This window comes from Kaistia hirudinis (assembly GCF_014196455.1).
GTDB classification, from domain to species: Bacteria; Pseudomonadota; Alphaproteobacteria; order Rhizobiales; family Kaistiaceae; genus Kaistia; species Kaistia hirudinis.
Genome location: NZ_JACIDS010000002.1, coordinates 635,509 through 650,179, shown reverse-complemented (window position 1 = coordinate 650,179; position 14,671 = coordinate 635,509). Strand labels below are relative to the sequence as shown.

The 14,671-nt window shown below is 68.9% G+C and carries 15 protein-coding genes; 9 read left to right on the top strand and 6 right to left on the bottom strand.

The genetic code is table 11. The features are described from left to right. The first annotated feature begins 35 nt into the window (after nucleotides 1-35). Nucleotides 36-599 (top strand): molybdenum cofactor biosynthesis protein B, encoded by a 564-nt coding sequence (moaB, locus tag GGR25_RS08115; RefSeq protein ID WP_210299848.1) that lies wholly within the window; start codon nucleotides 36-38, stop codon nucleotides 597-599. Between the two features lie 27 nt (nucleotides 600-626). Here the strand turns inward: moaB and GGR25_RS08110 are convergent, their stop codons facing one another. Continuing rightward, nucleotides 627-1,268, bottom strand: a complete 642-nt coding sequence (locus GGR25_RS08110) for a glycosyltransferase (protein WP_183398239.1) — start codon at nucleotides 1,266-1,268, stop codon at nucleotides 627-629. Between the two features lie 155 nt (nucleotides 1,269-1,423). Between GGR25_RS08110 and GGR25_RS08105 the strand changes: the two genes are divergently transcribed. The 3 genes from GGR25_RS08105 (at nucleotide 1,424) to GGR25_RS08095 (ending at nucleotide 4,214) form a co-directional block, all read left to right on the top strand. Further along, a complete protein-coding gene (locus GGR25_RS08105; RefSeq protein ID WP_246409459.1) occupies nucleotides 1,424-2,515 on the top strand; it encodes a PA0069 family radical SAM protein in 1,092 nt (363 codons plus the stop codon). An 89-nt stretch (nucleotides 2,516-2,604) separates the two neighbouring features. After that, a complete protein-coding gene (locus GGR25_RS08100) occupies nucleotides 2,605-3,450 on the top strand; it encodes an NYN domain-containing protein (protein WP_183398237.1) in 846 nt (281 codons plus the stop codon). A gap of 50 nt (nucleotides 3,451-3,500) precedes the next feature. Then, nucleotides 3,501-4,214, top strand: coding sequence for a ribonuclease HII (locus GGR25_RS08095; protein WP_183398236.1), 714 nt, complete (start codon nucleotides 3,501-3,503; stop codon nucleotides 4,212-4,214). Between the two features lie 6 nt (nucleotides 4,215-4,220). Here the strand turns inward: GGR25_RS08095 and GGR25_RS08090 are convergent, their stop codons facing one another. The 5 genes from GGR25_RS08090 to GGR25_RS08070 form a co-directional block, all read right to left on the bottom strand. Beyond that, the gene (locus GGR25_RS08090; RefSeq protein ID WP_183398235.1) at nucleotides 4,221-4,706 is read right to left on the bottom strand and encodes a F0F1 ATP synthase subunit B family protein; all 486 of its coding nucleotides are present in this window, start codon (nucleotides 4,704-4,706) and stop codon (nucleotides 4,221-4,223) included. A 13-nt stretch (nucleotides 4,707-4,719) separates the two neighbouring features. Then, nucleotides 4,720-5,454 (bottom strand): F0F1 ATP synthase subunit B, encoded by a 735-nt coding sequence (locus GGR25_RS08085; protein ID WP_183398642.1) that lies wholly within the window; start codon nucleotides 5,452-5,454, stop codon nucleotides 4,720-4,722. A gap of 117 nt (nucleotides 5,455-5,571) precedes the next feature. Then, nucleotides 5,572-5,799, bottom strand: a complete 228-nt coding sequence (locus tag GGR25_RS08080; protein ID WP_183398234.1) for a F0F1 ATP synthase subunit C — start codon at nucleotides 5,797-5,799, stop codon at nucleotides 5,572-5,574. A gap of 60 nt (nucleotides 5,800-5,859) precedes the next feature. Next, nucleotides 5,860-6,612: a F0F1 ATP synthase subunit A gene (locus GGR25_RS08075; protein ID WP_183398233.1), complete on the bottom strand. Its 753-nt coding sequence runs from the start codon at nucleotides 6,610-6,612 to the stop codon at nucleotides 5,860-5,862. A gap of 55 nt (nucleotides 6,613-6,667) precedes the next feature. Next, nucleotides 6,668-7,060 carry an AtpZ/AtpI family protein gene (locus GGR25_RS08070; RefSeq protein ID WP_246409356.1) on the bottom strand — a complete coding sequence of 131 codons (393 nt, stop codon included), beginning with the start codon at nucleotides 7,058-7,060 and terminating at the stop codon, nucleotides 6,668-6,670. A 229-nt stretch (nucleotides 7,061-7,289) separates the two neighbouring features. Here GGR25_RS08070 and GGR25_RS08065 point away from each other — a divergent pair, with 229 nt between their 5' ends. The 5 genes from GGR25_RS08065 (at nucleotide 7,290) to GGR25_RS08045 (ending at nucleotide 14,496) form a co-directional block, all read left to right on the top strand. Beyond that, nucleotides 7,290-7,814, top strand: coding sequence for a DUF721 domain-containing protein (locus GGR25_RS08065; RefSeq protein WP_183398231.1), 525 nt, complete (start codon nucleotides 7,290-7,292; stop codon nucleotides 7,812-7,814). Nucleotides 7,815-7,979: 165 nt separating this feature from the next. Further along, a complete protein-coding gene (locus tag GGR25_RS08060) occupies nucleotides 7,980-8,582 on the top strand; it encodes a DsbA family protein (RefSeq protein WP_183398641.1) in 603 nt (200 codons plus the stop codon). 87 nt (nucleotides 8,583-8,669) lie between these two features. Next, on the top strand, nucleotides 8,670-12,131 hold the full coding sequence (smc, locus tag GGR25_RS08055) for a chromosome segregation protein SMC (protein ID WP_183398230.1): 3,462 nt from the start codon (nucleotides 8,670-8,672) through the stop codon (nucleotides 12,129-12,131). 13 nt (nucleotides 12,132-12,144) lie between these two features. Beyond that, a complete protein-coding gene (locus tag GGR25_RS08050; RefSeq protein ID WP_183398229.1) occupies nucleotides 12,145-12,744 on the top strand; it encodes a hypothetical protein in 600 nt (199 codons plus the stop codon). Nucleotides 12,745-12,873: 129 nt separating this feature from the next. Continuing rightward, complete coding sequence (locus tag GGR25_RS08045) at nucleotides 12,874-14,496, top strand: ABC-F family ATP-binding cassette domain-containing protein (RefSeq protein ID WP_183398228.1); 1,623 nt, start codon at nucleotides 12,874-12,876, stop codon at nucleotides 14,494-14,496. The last annotated feature ends 175 nt before the right edge of the window (nucleotides 14,497-14,671 follow it).

Genomic DNA, 14,671 nt, shown 5'->3' with positions numbered 1-14,671 from the left:
CGGCGTCCGGACATCATGTCTTCACGCCAAGGGAGATGCGAATCGTGACACGCCTCGACGAGACCCTGCCCTTCATCCCTGTCCGCTTCGCGGTTCTCGCCGTCTCCGACACGCGCACGCTGGAGACCGACGCCTCCGGCGCGACGCTCGCCGCGCGGATTTCAGCGGCCGGACATATCCTGGTCGACCGCCGCATCGCCACCGACGACATCGCCGCGATCCGCGGAGCCGTCGAAGAATGGATCGCCGATCCGGAGATCGATGTCGTCATCACGACAGGCGGCACGGGCTTCACCGGCCGCGACGTCACGCCCGAGGCGATCGAGCCGCTGTTCGACAAGCGCATGGACGGCTTCTCGGTCGTCTTCCATCGGCTGAGCTTCGAGAAGATCGGGACGTCGACGGTGCAGTCGCGCGCCGTCGCCGGCCTTGCCGGGACGACCTTCATCTTCGTGATCCCCGGCTCGACGGGCGCCTGCAAGGATGCGTGGGACGGCATCATCGGACCGCAGTTCGACTATCGCAGCCAGCCCTGCAATTTCGTCGAGATCATGCCGCGGCTTGACGAGCATCTGAAGCGCGGCAAGCTGCGCGGATAACAGAAGGAAGGCGGCAGGCTCCCGGCCTCAGGATTCGACGGCGTGGTTGCCGAAGGGCGCGCCGGCAGCAGCTGGTTCGGGCTCGGCGCGGCGCACGACGGCGCGGGCGCGCAGGAAGACGAGACGGCTCCGGCCGATGCGGCGGGCCAGATCGACATCCGTCGGGCCCGGAATTGCCCGATGCCCGCCGACGGCGCCATAGAGGCGCGCCGGCAGCAGCAGCCCCTCTTCGAGACCGGGCGAGGCCAGGAGACGCGAGCGGAGCGCCGCGCCAAACTCGGCGAGGCGCGCGGCGAAGCCGAACTCGGGCCGGGCGTGCCGGAAGGCGGCCGCCCGTTCCCCGCCTGCCCCCGACATCGCGACGCGCTCCATGAAATCATGGGCCTCGCGTTGCCATCCCGGCTCCAGCATGCTGCGCGGCGAAAGAAAGAGCAGCCAATCGGACCGCGCGTCGCGCGCCGCCTGCGCCAGGTCCGCGCCGAGCAGCCCGCCGCCCCGCAGGATACGGCAGCCGGCTGCATCCGCCACGGCAATCGAACCATCGTCCGCGCCCCGATCGACGACGATCACCTCGCGGATGGAGCCGTCCGCAGCCGCCGGCACCAGCGCGGCGAGCGCGTGGGCCAGCGCAACCTCATCATTCCGGATGGGAAGGACCACACTGATCATTTCTATTGCATAGCGCCAATTTTCATCAATCGCGAGGCGATCGGGCCAATTTGTGGAGTCTCGGGGTTAATGTTCTTGATTTGTTCTCCTCGCGCGCCTAGCATCGACCTATGTCCTTGGCTCGCCCCCTCGATCCGCATCTCGACCCGCTGCTGATGAAGCCCGACGCGGCGGCAGCGGCGATCGATCCCGACCGCCGGCGCGGGCGCGGCGCGCAGTCGAACAAGTCCGGCCGGTTCGAGCGGCTGCAGGCCGAGACGTTCGACGATGGCTGGGAGAGCCTCGACGAACTGCCGCCGTTCAAGACCGAGGTTCAGGCCGAGAAGGCGCGCGTCATCATCACGCGCAACGATTCGCCCGATATCGGCTTCGACCGCTCCATCAATCCCTATCGCGGCTGCGAGCATGGCTGCAGCTACTGCTTCGCCCGCCCGACCCACAGCTATATGGGGCTCTCCGCCGGGCTCGATTTCGAATCGAAGCTTTTCTACAAGCCCGATGCCGCGCGCATGCTGGAGAAGGAACTCTCCGCCCCCGGCTACAAGCCGCGGACGATCGCCATCGGCACGAACACCGATCCCTATCAGCCGATCGAGCGGCAGCATCGGCTGATGCGCGAGATCCTGGAAGTGCTGGAGCGGTTCAACCATCCGGTCGGCATCGTCACGAAATCAGCGCTGGTGCTGCGCGATGCCGACATTCTCGGGCGTATGGCGGAGCGCGGGCTCGCCAAGGTCGCGCTCTCCGTGACGACTCTCGATCGCAAGCTCGCCCGCGCCATGGAGCCCCGCGCCGCGACGCCGGACCGGCGGCTCGATGCCATCCGCGGCCTCGCCGATGTCGGCGTCCCCGTCGGCGTTCTGGTCGCGCCGATCATTCCCGCGCTCAACGACGCGGAGATCGAGCGCATCCTGGACAGCGCCGTCGCCGCGGGTGCGAACGAGGCCGGCTACGTTCTGCTGCGCCTTCCCCTGGAAGTGAACGACATCTTCAAGGAATGGCTGCTGCGCCATTATCCCGATCGCTATCGCCATGTGCTCTCGGTGCTGCGCTCCATGCGCGGCGGCAAGGATTACGATTCCGAGTTCGGCAAGCGCCAGCGTGGTGACGGGCCCTATGCCTGGCAGATCGGCCGCCGCTTCGAGATCGCGACCAAGCGGCTCGGCCTCAACCGCCGCCATTTGAAGCTCCGCACGGACCTGTTCTCGCCGCCGGCCGACAGCGTGAAGCAGCTCAGCCTGTTCTGAGCGCGTGCGGCGTCGCGCCCATTGTGCGACAATGGCGTCCTGATGTGTGTCGCCCGAACGTTCCGCTCGCGCGGCGTTTGGAGTTCGAAATGGCCGATATCGCCGCCAATGCCACCGCCAAGCTGGCGCTTCTCATCGACGCCGACAATGTGCGCGCCGATTTTCTGCCGATCATCATTCGCGAGGCCTCGACGCTCGGCCGGATCGTGATCCGCCGCGTCTATGGCCATTTCGCCTCGAGCGCGATGAACGCCTGGCAGCCGCTGTTGCACAGCCACGCGCTGACGCCGGTCCATGTGCCGCCCGCGGCGGTCGGCAAGAATGCGACCGACATGAAGCTCGCCATCGAAGCGATGGACATGCTGCACGAGAAGGGCCTCGACGGCTTCTGCATCGCGTCGAGCGACAGCGATTTCACGACGCTCGCGAGCCGCATCCGCGAGGACGGCCTCGTCGTCTATGGCTTTGGCGAGCAGAAATCGACCAAGCCCTATGTCGCCGCCTGCGACCGCTTCTTCTATTGCGATCTGCTGCTGGCCGAGGAGAAGGCGCAGAAGGCGCCGGAGCGGAAGGCAGCCGTCGCGCCGGCCAAGAGCGGGCCGAAGCTGCCCAAGGACGAGATCGATTCGGCGATCGAGGACGTATCGGGCGACGATGGCTGGGCGCATCTCGGCGCCGTCGGCACTATCCTGTTCAAGCGCATGCCCGATTTCGATTCGCGCAATTTCGGCTATCGCAAGCTCGTCGACCTGATGGAGACGGTGCCGGGCGTCGAGATTCGCCGTGTCGACATGGATGCCGGCGGCAAGGCCGTGCTGATTCGCCACCAGCCAAAGGCGCCGAGCGTCGCCAAGCCCGCGGCCAAGGCCGCCGCGCCGCGCGCCGCCGCCAAACCCGCTCCGAAGACCGCGCCGAAACCCGCCGCCGAGAAATAGCGGCGCCGCGCCGCCTTGCGCGCGCCGCTGCCATTGGCGAAGGTCCCGCCATGGCCCGCCGACCGACCGAATCGCCGCTGCTCTTCGAGCTACCGCCCGCCCCCACCGACGCGATCGAGCGCCGGCTGCGGCGGGGCGGCGCGAAGCTGGTCGTCGGCATAGACGAAGCCGGCCGCGGGCCGCTCGCCGGCCCGGTCGTGGCCGCCGCCGTGGTGCTCGATCCGCGACGCGTTCCGGACGGGCTCGACGATTCGAAGAAGCTCGACCGGGCGGCGCGCGAGGCGCTCTACGGCGCGATCATGGCGAACGCCGCGGTGTCGGTCGTCGCAGCCTCCGTCGCGCGGATCGGCGCCACGGACATCCGCAAGGCGACGCTCTGGGCCATGGCGCGGGCCGTCGCCGGGCTGCCGCTGCTGCCCGACCACGCGATCATCGACGGCATCGACGTGCCGCCGGGCCTGCCCTGCGCCGGCGAGGCGGTGGTGAAGGGGGATGCGCGGTCGGTCTCGATCGCCGCGGCCTCGATCGTCGCCAAGGTCACCCGCGACCGGATGATGATCCGCGCCGGCCGCCATTATCCGCATTACGGCTTCGAGCGGCATATGGGCTACGGCACCGCGCTGCATCTGGAGGCGCTGCGCGCGCATGGCGCCTGCCCGCTGCACCGCACGACTTTTGCGCCGGTGCGGGCCGTCCTCTCAAACGAAAACGCCGCCGGGCAAGCCGGCGGCGCGATGTTCGCAGACGAGCTCGTCGAGGGCTGAGCCGCCTCAGTTGAGGCGCTTCTTGACCTCGTCGATCGACGACGCGACGAAATCCGCCGCAGCGCCGGCCTTCATCTTGGCCGCAATCAGCTTCTCAGCCGCCGCGACGGCGACGTCAGCCGACAGCGAGCGCACTTCGGCGAGGGCCTGGTGCTCGGCCTGCGAGATCTTGTCCTCGGCCATCTTGGTGCGGCGCGTGACATAATCCTCGAGCTGCGACTTCGTCTCCTCGGCCAGGGCAGCCGCCTCGCGGGTCGCCTGGTCGATGATCGAGCGGGCCTCGAGTTCGGCATCCTTGGCGCGCTTCTGGTAGTCGGCGAGCAGAGCCGCCGCTTCCTCGCGCAGGCGCTTCGCCTCGTCCAGTTCCTTGGCGATCAGCGAAGCGCGGCTGTCGAGCGCCGCGCCCACCTTCTTGTGGACGCCGAGCCAGCCGAGCAGCACGACGAAGAGAGCCAGCGCGACGAGCGCGTAGAATGTGGCGTCGAATTCCATCGCTCAGCGCTCCCTACTTGCTCGAAACCGACGCGACGGCCGACTTGACCTCGTCGGCGGCCGGCTGGTGTCCGATCAGCGCCTCGACGACGGCGGCAGCCGTTTCCTCGGCGATCGAACCGACCTCGGCGAGCGCCTTGGACTTGATCGCGCCGATCCGCGCTTCCGCATCGGCGAGCTTGGCGGAAAGCTCCGCCTCGATCTCGCCACGGCGCGTGTCGGCCTTGCCCTTGGCCTCGTCGGTCGCCGACTGGGCGATCTTGTGGGCCGAGGCGCGGGCGTCTGCGAGCGCCTTTTCATAGCCGGTCAGCGCATCGTCCGACGACTTGCGCAGGCGCTGGGCCTCCGCGATATCGCCCTCGATCCGCGCGGCACGGCCCTCGACGATCGCGCCGATGCGCGGCGTGATGACCCGCTTCATGAGGATGTAGAGCACACCGAAGCAGATCACAAACCAGAAGATCTGCGAGGGGAATGTGTGCGTGTCGAAGGGCGGGAACGCGCCCTTGTGCTCGCCGCCGGGCGCGCCGACCTCGCTATGGGTCGCGTTCGCGGCGGGCGCCGCGTCGTGACCTGCGGGAGCCGCCTCATGGCCGGCCGGAGCCGGGTTCGGGGCGGGAGCCGCATCCTGCGCAGCAGGGGCGGCAGCAGGCGCCGGCTGGGCAGCAGGAGCCGGCGCAGCCGCAGGCGCCGCCGGAGCGGCAGCGGGTTCAGCCGCGGCCGGTGCGGGTGCCGATTCTTGCGCCATGGCGGCGCTGACGAGCCAAGTCATAATGGTGACCCCGGATCGAGCTGAAAACGTCATGCGGCGGGAGAGCCCGCCGCACACCGTGACGGGAGGCCGGCGCCGGGCCGGCCAGCCGGATCAGACCACGAACAGGAGCAGCAGGGCGACGAGCAGCGAGAAGATGCCCAGCGCTTCCGTCACGGCGAAGCCGAGGATGAGGCGGCCGAACTGGCCATCGGCAGCCGACGGGTTGCGCAGGGCGCCCGACAGGAAGTTGCCGAAGATGTTGCCGAGGCCGAGAGCGGCGCCCGCCATGCCAAAGCAGGCGAGACCAGCACCGATGAACTTCGCGGCTTCCGCTTCCATTTCCATTCTCCTTCAGGGGTAATCGGGAATTGCAGTTGAGGGGAGTGCCGTTGCCCCGGCTCAGTGGCCGGGATGCAGGGCGTCGTTCAGATACATGCAGGTCAGGATCGTGAAGACATAGGCCTGCAGGAAAGCGACGAGGAACTCGAGCGCCGTCAGCGCGACGGTCATCACGAGCGGGACGATCGCCCCGCCAATGCCGGCGACACCGAGGCCGGCCAGCGTCACCACGAAGCCGGCGAATACCTTCAGCGTGATGTGACCGGCGAGCATGTTGGCGAAAAGACGAACGGAGAGGCTGATCGGCCGCGAGAGGAACGAGATCACCTCGATCGCCGAGACCAGCGGAATGACTGCGCCCGGCACCCCATGCGGCACGAAGAGGCCGAGGAAATGGAAGCCGTGACGGTAGAAGCCGTAGCCGACCACCACGAGCATCACCGTCATGGCGAGCGCGAAGGTGATGATGATCTGGCTCGTCGCCGTCAGGAAATACGGGAACATGCCGAAGAGATTCGCCATCAGGATGAAGCTGAAGAGCGAGAAGACGAAGGGGAAGAAACGCATCCCCTCCTTGCCCGCGCTCGATTTCAGCGTGTTGGCGACGAATTCATAGGCGAGTTCCGCAACCGACTGCGTCCGGCCCGGAACCAGGCTGCGCTTCGCGGTCGCGAGATAGAGAAAGCCCGTGACGACCACCACATTGGCGATCATCGACACGGCAGAGTTCGTGAAATGGAACTCCATGCCGCCGAAATGGCCGAGCGGGAAATACTCGTGGATCTGAAACTGGTGAATCGGATCGTTCGCCACCGAGCCCGCCTCTTTGCCTCTAATGATGCCTCGATCACTGATCGAAGCCTTGAATTCAAGTCCCGTCGCCCTTGGAACGGCCACGGAGCCGTTCTTCGGGCTGAGATATCCTGCCGACCGCCCGCAGCACGTTCAGGACGCCTGCGCAGAAGCCCAGCAGAAGCAGCACGATAAGCCCCCAGGGGGACGTACCGAGAAAATGGTCGACAATCCAGCCCAGACCGGCACCGACCAGCACGCCCGAGGCGAACTCGGCCGCAACCCGAAAGGCGAGTCCCATGCCCTGCATTCCGCCGGACGCGGGAGCCGCCGCAGCCTCACGCTTCTGCTCTTCGGCGACCTTATCCAGCCGGCTTCCGAGCGAGCGCAGCCTTTCGGACAGCGCGGCTTCGTCTCCGGCTGAGCGCTTCTTTCCGTCTCCACTGCCCTGCGATCCCGAATCGCTCAATAGCGTCATCCTCGCCGGGCCATGGAATGCGGGTGCGCTCCTGCCATCCCCCGAAACCGCGCGCACAATAGTGACGGCATCATGGCGTGTCAAGGCGAGTCGGACCGACACCAAACTATTGATTCGAAAAGATATTTTTGGCCTCCGACATTACCCTACGACAAACCAAGCGGGCGTTTTCGCGGCAGCGCGGCTTTTCCTTCGCGCGCCCCCGTGCGAGATGTCTGTCATGAGTGACGCAAGGCGAGACGGTTCACGGCGCGGCGGCGGCGGACGGGACGCAAGGCCGATCGGCGCCCTCATCGGCGCGGTGATCGATCCCATCTGCGCCAAGCGCGGCTTCGCTTCGGCCGATCTGATCGGCGCCTGGGACGATATTGTCGGAAAGCGCTATGCGGGCTCCACGCAGCCCGAGAAGATCATCTGGCCGCGCCGCGAAGGCGAGAGCGCCCGCGGCGCCACGCTGGTGGTGCGGGTCGATGCCGGCATGGCCATATATCTACAGCATGAGCTCACGCTGGTGCTCGACCGGGTGAACGCCTTTCTCGGCTTTCGCGCGATCGGATCGATTCGCATCGTCCAGGGGCCGGTCGAGCGCCGGGTCGCAGAGGCGCCGCGCGCCGAACCGAGACTCCCGGAGAGTGCCGAGGCGGCGATTCGCGATCGTGTCGGTCCGGTCGAAAGCGAGGGCCTGCGCAGTGCGCTCGAAAAGCTCGGACGGGCCGTCTATGCCCGAACGGTCGAGAGATCGTGAAGACGGCAGAGGCGAAGCTCTCCGCAATTTTGCTGGAAATGGCCCTCCGAGCCGTGGCAAGCGTTTCTACCGAACCTTTTGGGGCGCGCCGCCAACCGGGCGTGCCTCGACGAGCCTCAGGAGATCGCGTCCGTGCCGTTCAATCGTAGAGAGTTCATTGTCGGCATGGGTGCCGCTGCCTTCGGCGCCAGCGCATTGTCGCTCCTGCCGGCCGCCGCCTTTGCGCAGACCAAGGTCGATATGGCGGAACTCCTGAAGCCGGGCCCGCTCGGCGATCAGGTGCTCGGCCCGGAGAATGCGCCGAACACCATCGTTGAATACGCTTCGCTCACCTGCACCCACTGCAAGCATTTCCACGACACGACCTGGCCTGAGCTGAAGCAGAAATATATCGACACGGGCAAGGTGCGCTTCATCCTGCGCGACTTCCCGCTCGATCCGCTCGCCAGCGCCGGCTTCATGCTCGCGCACGCCGCGCCGAACGACAAATTCTATCCCATGGTCGACCTGCTGTTCGACCAGCAGCAGAACTGGGCTTTTGTGGATAATCCGGTCCCTGCCCTCTTCAACATCGCCAAGCAGGTCGGTTTTACACAGGAGACTTTCGAGCTGGCCTTGAAAAACCAGGCCCTCCTCGATGCAGTGAACGCGATCAAGGATCGCGGTGCGAAGGATTTCGGCGTGGATGCCACGCCGACCTTCTTTATCAACGGAGTGAAGCAGCCGGGTGCGCTTACGCTCGAGGAAATCGAGAAGCTGCTCGTCTGAGGCAGCCCAACGACCTGCAGGCCGGCCGCCCGCGGGGTTGGCCGGCTTTGCCTTTTTCAGGGCTGAGCCCTCGTCTGGAACCGCGCCATGAAGTTTACGCGGCTCCGCCTCACCGGCTTCAAATCCTTCGTCGAACCGTCCGACTTCCTGATCGAGCCGGGCCTGACCGGCATTGTCGGACCCAATGGCTGCGGCAAGTCGAACCTCGTCGAAGCGCTGCGCTGGGTGATGGGCGAGAGCTCCTACAAGAACATGCGCGCGTCCGGCATGGACGACGTCATCTTCTCCGGCAGCGGCAATCGCCCCGCACGCAATACGGCCGAGGTGACGCTCTTCGTCGATAATTCCGCGCGCAAGGCGCCGGCGGCGTTCAACAATGCCGACGGGCTCGAAGTGACGCGGCGGATCGAGCGCGAGGCCGGCTCGGTCTACAAGATCAATGGCCGCGAGGTGCGCGCGCGCGACGTGCAATTGCTCTTCGCCGATGCCTCGACCGGTTCGCGCTCGCCGGCCATGGTCGGCCAGGGCCGCATCGGCGAGCTGATCGCCGCCAAGCCGCAGGCGCGCCGCGCCGTGCTCGAAGAGGCCGCCGGCATCTCCGGCCTCTATTCCCGCCGGAACGAGGCCGAGCAGCGGCTGAAGGCGGCGGAACAGAATCTCGAACGACTGGAAGACGTCGTCACCGAGATCGAGGGCCAGCTCGAAACGCTGAAACGGCAGGCGCGGCAGGCCAATCGCTATCGCAACCTTTCCGGCGACATCCGCCGCGCCGAGGCGGCCTCGCTCTATCTGAAGCTCAATGCCGCGGCGGGGCAGCTGCGCGAGGCGCGCGTCGCGCTGGAAGCGGCCGAACAGCTGGTGGCCGAGCGTACGGAGACGCAGGGCAAGGCGGTGCGCGACCAGGCGGTGGCCGGCTCGGCGCTGCCTGCGCTGCGCGAGGCCGAGGCAGCGGCGGCCGCGACGCTGCAGCGCCTCGTGATCGCGCGCGATTCGCTCGATGCCGACGAGAAGCGGCTGCGCGAGCGGCTCGCCGAGCTCGAACGGCAGATGACGCAGGCGCGCGCCGATATCGAGCGCGAGGCGCGGATGGCGCGCGAGAATGCCGGCCTCGTCGAGAAGCTCGACGCCGAGCGCGCCACGATCGAGGCCGGTGAGGCCGAGCTTGCCGCGCGGCTTGCTGCGGCACGGACGGCGCGCGAGGCCGCCGAGGCCGCGCTTTCGGCGCGCGAGGCGACGCTTTCGGAGGCGAGCGCGGCGCATGCGGCGCTGCTTGCCCGGCGGAGCGAACTTGAGCGGGCGAAACGCGAGGCCGAGGGTCGCCTGGCGCGGGCGCGCGCCCAGAAGGCGGAGGTCGAGCGCGAGAAGGCCGGCCTTGACGCGCAAATTGCCGCGCTGCCCGGCATGGCCGCGCTGCAGGCGACCGCCGCCGAAAGCGAGGCCGAGGTCGCCGCCACCGAGGCCGCCGCCACGACGGCCGAACGCGATTCGGCGCTGGCGCGTGACGCCGAGACGGCGCTGCGCGGTCCACTCGCCGAGGCCGAGCGCACGCTCGCCGCGATCGAGACCGAGGCGAAGACGCTCGCCAAGATCCTCGGCGCCGGCGCTCCATCCGGCCGCCGCCCGCCGCTGCTCGACCAGATCCGCGTGGCGCGCGGCTTCGAGGCGGCGCTGGCCGCCGCGTTCGGCGACGCACTCGATTCTTCCGACGATCAGGCCGCCGCTGCGCATTGGCGGACTGTCGCGCCTTCGGCCGGCGATCCGCCGCTTCCCGCCGGCTCCACCGCGCTGGCTGCGCATGTCGAGGCGCCGGCCGTCCTCGCCCGCGCACTGGCGCAGATCGGCGTCGTGCAGCGGATCGAGGGCGCGCTGCTGCAGCCCCTGCTCGCGCCGGGACAGATGCTCGTCTCGCGCGAAGGCGATCTCTGGCGCTGGGACGGCTTCGTCGCCACCGCCGAGGCGCCGACGGCCGCGGCGCAGCGCCTCGCCAACCGCAACCGCCTCGCCGAGCTGGAGGCCGAGGCCGCCACGGCGCGCGCGCGCGTCACCGAGCGGCGCGGCGCGATCGAGACCGCCGTCGCCGCCGCGAAGAAGGCGCTGGACGCAGAGCGTGCGGCGCGCGAGGCCGTGCGGGCGGCCAGGGCGCGGCTCGACGGCGTGCGGAGCCGCCTGGCCGCCGCCGAGCGGGAACAGGGCCGCCTGACCGCGCGCCATGCGGCGCTCACCGAATCGCTCGAACGCTTCGCCGCCTCCGTCACCGAGGCCGAGGGCCAGGCCAGGGCGGCGGACGAGGCCTTTGCCGGAGCCGGCGACACAGCCCGCGCGGAACAGGCGATGGCGCTCGCCCGCGCCGGCGTCGCCGAAGCCCGCGCCAATCTCTCCGAGGCGCGCGGCGAGGCCGACCAGTTGGCGCGCGAAAGCGACAATCGTCGCCGCCGTCTCGGCTCGATCGCCGATGAGCGGCGCGGCTGGCTGGAGCGCGCGGCGAATGCCGAGGCGCAGCTCGGCGTGCTGCAGGCGCGGCTGGCCTCGATCGAGGCGGAACGGGTGGGCCATGCCGATTCGCCCGAGGAGATCGCCGGCCGCCGCCGCGCGCTGCTCGCCGCGATCACCGCCGCCGAGAACGAGAAGCGCGAGGCCGCGGCGCGGCGCGCCAATGCCGAGGCCGCGGCGGCAACTGCCGACAAGGCGGCCCAGGCGGCGCTCAACCAGCTTTCCGAGGCGCGCGAGCAGCGCGGGCGTACGGAGGAGCGGCTGAAGGCGTCCGAGGAGCGGCGGGCCGAGATCGAGGCGCGCATCGTCGACGAACTCGGCTGCGCGCCGCATGAGGTGGTGAAGATCGCCGAGATCGACACGGCCGCGCCGCTGCCCGATGTCGCGCAGGTCGAGGCCCGCCTCGAAAGGCTGAAGCAGGAGCGCGAGAAGCTCGGCGGCGTCAATCTGCGTGCCGAAGAGGAAGCGACCGAGACCTCGGCCCGGCGCGAGGCGCTGATCGCCGACCGCGACGATCTGATCGAGGCGATCCGCCGCCTGCGGCTCGGCATCGCCAGCCTCAACCGCGAGGGCCGCGAGCGCCTGCTCGCCGCCTTCGACGTCGTGAATGCGCAGTTCCAGCGCCTCTTCACCCATCTCTTCGGCGGCGGCACGGCCGAGCTGCAGCTCACCGAATCCGACGATCCGCTCGAAGCCGGCCTCGAGATCATGGCGCGCCCGCCGGGCAAGAAGCCGCAGACCATGACGCTGCTCTCCGGCGGCGAGCAGGCGCTGACCGCCATGGCGCTGATCTTCGCCGTCTTCCTCACCAATCCCGCGCCGATCTGCGTGCTCGACGAGGTCGACGCGCCGCTCGACGACCATAATGTCGAGCGCTTCTGCAATCTTCTCGACGAAATGGCCCGCTCGACCGACACGCGCTTCGTGACGATCACCCATAATCCGATCACAATGGCGCGCATGAACCGCCTCTTCGGCGTGACCATGGCCGAGCGCGGCGTCAGCCAGCTGGTCTCGGTGGATCTGGAAGCGGCGGAGCGGTTCCTCGAGGCAGGATGAGCGGGAGCAGGCCATGGGACGCGAGGCTTCGGTCCGGGCGGAGATCGGCGGCGAGACCGGCGAAGTTCGCGCCCTGCTCGAAAGCAGCGAACTGATCCTGCGCGGCGCCATCAAGCGCCGCTTCCCGAAGAGCGAACTCCGCGACGTCACTATCGAAGGCGAGGCCCTGCGCTTCACGAGCGGCGCCGAGACCGTCCGCCTTCATCTCGGTGCGCGCGTCGCGGAAAGCTGGGCCAAGGCGATCGCCACGCCGCCGCCGTCGCTCGGCGCCAAGCTCGGCCTCGACAAGGGGCGCGCTTTCGTCATCGGCAGCTTCGACGACCCGGTTCTCGCCGAGGCGCTCGACGGCGCCACCGTCGATGATCCGGCCAGCGCGACCCTGCTGATCGCGCCGATCGACGGGCCGGACGATCTGGCTCGGGCGACGGCATTGCAGAGCGCCCATCGGGATCTGGCGCTCTGGGCGATCTATCCGAAGGGCCGCGACGTGGCCTTCGGCGACAGCGCCATCCGCACGGCGCTGCGCGGGGCGGGTTTCCGAGACACCAAGTCCTGCGCCGTCTCCGAGCGCCTGACCGCGACGCGCTACAACCGAACGACCGCCGAAGATTGACGCCGCCCTTGCGGCACGCGCCCCGCGCGCCTAGGTAGAACTACCCGAGCAAGACAGAGGAGACCGAGATGGACCGGAACGGGACGACGCTCTTCGCCCGCGCCCTGCCCTCCGCTTCGGTCTCGCCTCATGTCATCCTTGCATTCCCCCGTTCTGGTCGCCTGCCGCGACGTTTCCATCGCCACGCCTGACGGGCGCCCCCTCCTCTCCCATCTCGACATCACCTTCGGACCAGAGCGTACCGGCCTCGTCGGCCGCAACGGCATCGGCAAATCGACGCTGCTGGCGCTGATCGCCGGCGATGGCGCGCCCGCAGCGGGCCGCATCATCCGCGGCGGCACGATCGGCATGCTCCGCCAGACCGTGGCCGCCGAGGCCGGCGAGTCGGTCGCGGACCTTCTCGGCATCGCCCAGGATCTCGCGCGGATCGATCGCCTGTCCGCCGGTCTCGGCACGACGGACGACGCGGCCGAGGCCGACTGGACGCTGGAGGCGCGCGTCGCGGACGCGCTCGCCGCGCTCGGCCTACCGCCCCTCGCCCCTGACCGCCTGACCGCCACGCTTTCCGGCGGTCAGCGCACACGCGTCGCCCTCGCCGCGCTGCTCATCGCCGCGCCCGACATGATCCTGCTGGACGAGCCGACGAACAATCTCGATGCCGAAGGCCGCGATGCCGTCGCCAACCTGCTCTCCGGCTGGCGCGGCGGGGCGATCGTCGTCAGCCATGATCGCAACCTGCTGCGCGGCATGGACCGGATCGTCGAGCTTTCGAGCCTCGGCGCGCGGATCTATGGCGGCGGCTTCGATTTCTATGAGGCGAAGCGCGCCGAGGAACGGGATCTGGCGGCCCACGCGCGCGACACGGCGGAACGGGCGCTCAAGGCGACGGACGCGCGCATCCAGATCGCCCGGGAGCGCAAGGCGCGGCGCGATGCCCGCGGCGAACGCGCCAGCGCGCGCGGCGACGCACCGAAGATCCTGCTCGGCGCAAAGCGCGACCGCGCCGAGCAGAGCGGCGGCGCGGCCAACCGTCTCGCCGAGCGCCAGCGCGATACGGCGCGCGAGGCGCTCGCTGAGGCCGAAGCCGAGGTCGAACGGTTCGAATCGCTCGCCGTTCGGCTGACGTCGACAGGCCTCGCCCAACGCCGGATCGTGGTCGAAATGACGGGCGTCGCCTTCGCTCACCCGGACGGCAGGCCGATCCTCGACGCGTTCGATCTCACGCTCACCGGGCCGGAGCGCGTCGCTGTCACTGGGCCGAACGGCGCCGGCAAATCGACGTTGCTGCAGCTCGCCGCCGGCCTGCTCGCACCGACATCCGGCGCGATCCGCCGCCCCGTCCCGCTCGCCATGCTCGATCAAGGCGTGGCGCTGCTCGGAACGGAGGGCACGATCCTCTCCGCCTTCCAGCGCCTCAATCCCGCATCGACGTCGTTCGAAGCGCATTCGGCGCTGGCGCGCTTCCTCTTCTGCAACCACGACGCCCTGAAGCCGCTCACGGCGCTCTCGGGCGGCGAGCGGCTCCGCGCCGGCCTCGCCGCCGTGCTCGGCGGCACAACCCCGCCGCAGCTTCTCATTCTGGATGAGCCGACCAACCATCTCGACCTCGCCTCCATCGCGGCGATCGAAGCGGCGCTGGCCGAATTCGACGGCGCGCTGCTGGTCACCAGCCACGACGTGGATTTCCTCGACGCGATCGGGGTGACGCGAAGGATCGAACTGGGCGGGAGAGCTATGGGCGGAGCGGTGTAGCCCAAGCGGTCGTGTCTTGCCGGAATCGGGCGTCAATCCGCCAGACAAAGCTCCGTCATCCCGGGCTCTTGACCCGGGATCCATTCAGCCGTGCCGCTCCTCATCGAAACTCCCAATGCTCCGGCTGCATGGATCCCGGATCAAGTCCGGGATGACGGCGGAGCGGGTTGCGCGG

Coding starts and splice junctions, on each gene's coding strand:
- moaB (WP_210299848.1), top strand. CDS start 36: ATGCGAATCGTGACACGCCTCGACGAGACCCTGCCCTTCATCCCTGTC.
- GGR25_RS08110 (WP_183398239.1), bottom strand. CDS start 1,268: ATGATCAGTGTGGTCCTTCCCATCCGGAATGATGAGGTTGCGCTGGCC.
- GGR25_RS08105 (WP_246409459.1), top strand. CDS start 1,424: ATGAAGCCCGACGCGGCGGCAGCGGCGATCGATCCCGACCGCCGGCGC.
- GGR25_RS08100 (WP_183398237.1), top strand. CDS start 2,605: ATGGCCGATATCGCCGCCAATGCCACCGCCAAGCTGGCGCTTCTCATC.
- GGR25_RS08095 (WP_183398236.1), top strand. CDS start 3,501: ATGGCCCGCCGACCGACCGAATCGCCGCTGCTCTTCGAGCTACCGCCC.
- GGR25_RS08090 (WP_183398235.1), bottom strand. CDS start 4,706: ATGGAATTCGACGCCACATTCTACGCGCTCGTCGCGCTGGCTCTCTTC.
- GGR25_RS08085 (WP_183398642.1), bottom strand. CDS start 5,454: ATGGCGCAAGAATCGGCACCCGCACCGGCCGCGGCTGAACCCGCTGCC.
- GGR25_RS08080 (WP_183398234.1), bottom strand. CDS start 5,799: ATGGAAGCGGAAGCCGCGAAGTTCATCGGTGCTGGTCTCGCCTGCTTT.
- GGR25_RS08065 (WP_183398231.1), top strand. CDS start 7,290: ATGAGTGACGCAAGGCGAGACGGTTCACGGCGCGGCGGCGGCGGACGG.
- GGR25_RS08060 (WP_183398641.1), top strand. CDS start 7,980: ATGGGTGCCGCTGCCTTCGGCGCCAGCGCATTGTCGCTCCTGCCGGCC.
- smc (WP_183398230.1), top strand. CDS start 8,670: ATGAAGTTTACGCGGCTCCGCCTCACCGGCTTCAAATCCTTCGTCGAA.
- GGR25_RS08050 (WP_183398229.1), top strand. CDS start 12,145: ATGGGACGCGAGGCTTCGGTCCGGGCGGAGATCGGCGGCGAGACCGGC.
- GGR25_RS08045 (WP_183398228.1), top strand. CDS start 12,874: ATGTCATCCTTGCATTCCCCCGTTCTGGTCGCCTGCCGCGACGTTTCC.